Below are 1,987 nucleotides of genomic sequence, written 5' to 3' on the forward strand. Positions count from 1 at the left end.
GGAACTGCCCGTGAAACTTCAACCGCTACTGGCCCTGGGCCTGACGATTCTCGCTGCCTCTTCCCAAGCCTTTGCCGGCGCCACGCTGGATCGTATCGAGCAAAAGAAAGAGTTGGTGGGCGTGCTGATGGAAAGCTATCCGCCGTTCTCGTTCCTCAACGATCAGAACCAGCTCGACGGTTTCGACGTCGACGTGGCCAAAGCCGTGGCGGACAAACTTGGCGTCAAACTGCGTCTCGAAACGCCGTCCTGGGACGTGATCGCTGCCGGTCGCTGGAGCGGTCGTTATGACATCTGCATCTGCTCCATGACCCCGAGCAAGGCCCGCGCCGAAGTCTTCGATTTCCCGGTGGAGTACTACGCTTCGCCAGCCGTGATCGTGGTCAATGCCAAAGACGATCGCATCCATGGCGCCAAGGACCTGAGCGGCAAAAAAGTCGGCCTCACCAGCGCGTCCAGCTACGAAAGCTACCTGAACAAAAACCTGGTGATCGAAGGCGCTGAAGACACCCGATTGCAGTACCCGTTCGAGGATGTGCAGATCGCTCCGTATGACACCGACAACGTCGCCTTCCAGGACCTGAGCCTGGGCGCCGGCGTGCGACTGGATGCGGTCCTCACCAACCTTGTGACCGCACAACCGCGCCTGACCCAGGACCAGCGCTTCAAGCTCGCCGGCGAGCCGCTGTACTCGGAACCCAACTCCGTGGCCATCGAAAAGGGTGATGCCCAGTGGGATGGCAAAGTGCGCGAAGTCTTTGCCCAGTTGAAACAGGACGGCACCCTGACCCGGCTGTCACAAAAATGGATCGGCGCCGATATCAGCAAATGACTTCTTTCCCCCGCCCTCCTCAGCCACCGCAACCGGTGGCTGAGTCATTGCTCAAACGCGTCTTTGGTTTTCGTACCCGCCTGTACCTGACTTGGGCGACGATGCTGGGTTTGTTCGCGAGTTTCTTCCTGAGCTTCGACCTGAAGTTTTCGATCATTCTCGACAAGCTGCCGAACCTGATCGGCCTGCATCTGGCGCCCAACGGCTTCTTGCAAGGCGCGGCGCTGACACTGTTTTTGTGCCTGTGCTCGATTGTCGCCTCGTCGCTGCTGGGCTTCATCACCGCCCTGGCGCGGTTGTCGAAGAGTGCCGTGGCGTTCGGCATCGCAAGTTTCTACGCATCGTTTTTTCGTGGTACGCCGTTGCTGATTCAGATCCTGTTGATCTACCTCGGCCTGCCACAGCTGGGCATTGTCCCCGGCGCCATTGCCGCCGGGATCATTGCGTTATCGCTGAATTACGGGGCGTACCTGAGTGAAATTTTCCGCGCCGGCATCGTCGGTGTACCGCATGGCCAGCGCGAAGCTTCCCTCGCGCTGGGAATGCGCGAGTCGGTGATCTTCTGGCGAGTCACCCTGCCACAGGCCATGCGCACCATCATTCCGCCCACCACCAACCAATTCATCTCGATGCTCAAAGACTCATCACTGATCTCGGTGATGGGCGTCTGGGAAGTGATGTTCCTGGCGCAGTCCTATGGCCGCTCCAGTTATCGCTACATCGARATGCTGAGCACGGCAGCGATCATTTACTGGTTGTTGTCGATTGGTCTGGAGTTGATTCAGGCACGGATGGAGCGGCATTACGGGAAGGCGTACAAGCAGCGGAGCTAAGGGTTCAGCTGATCGTACGCCGAATCTTCACCACGCCCATTTGCATCCCGAATGGGCGGAACACGGCGTTAAGTGATTTGAGCGTCTGGTTCCCTTCTCCGTGCTCGATGTGCACCAGCGTACGCACGGAGATTTTGCACATCTTTGCGAACTGGCTTTGGTGTAAACCGGTCACCTCAACTCGCAATTGGCGCACCGCTTCGCCGATAGCCAATGTGTCATTGGCTAACTCTTGCTGAATACTTTCGATCAGCAGTGTTCGCTCTGACACTGTCATGCTCATTGCAGCCCCCACTCCCTTAAACGATGCTCAAGATGTCGC

At 58.0% G+C, this 1,987-nt stretch carries 3 protein-coding genes; 2 read left to right on the forward strand and 1 reads right to left on the reverse strand.

Features of this window, described 5'->3' with window-relative positions; all coding sequences use genetic code 11:
* The first annotated feature begins 10 nt into the window (after positions 1–10).
* Complete coding sequence (locus AC1DH9_RS28105; protein WP_103314807.1) at positions 11–832, forward strand: ABC transporter substrate-binding protein; 822 nt, start codon at positions 11–13, stop codon at positions 830–832.
* Entirely contained in the window at positions 829–1,665 is an 837-nt protein-coding gene (locus tag AC1DH9_RS28110; RefSeq protein ID WP_427541261.1) for an amino acid ABC transporter permease, read from the forward strand. The genes AC1DH9_RS28105 and AC1DH9_RS28110 overlap by 4 nt, the downstream gene beginning before the upstream one ends.
* Positions 1,666–1,669: 4 nt before the next feature.
* Here AC1DH9_RS28110 and AC1DH9_RS28115 read toward each other — a convergent pair whose 3' ends face one another.
* A complete protein-coding gene (locus AC1DH9_RS28115) occupies positions 1,670–1,948 on the reverse strand; it encodes a helix-turn-helix domain-containing protein (RefSeq protein WP_429539566.1) in 279 nt (92 codons plus the stop codon).
* Between the last annotated feature and the right edge of the window lie 39 nt (positions 1,949–1,987).

The organism is Pseudomonas sp. 05T35 (assembly GCF_056396605.1).

Excerpts from the sequence above, each read along its gene's own strand:
- AC1DH9_RS28115 (WP_429539566.1), bottom strand. The coding sequence starts at position 1,948 with ATGAGCATGACAGTGTCAGAGCGAACACTGCTGATCGAAAGTATTCAG.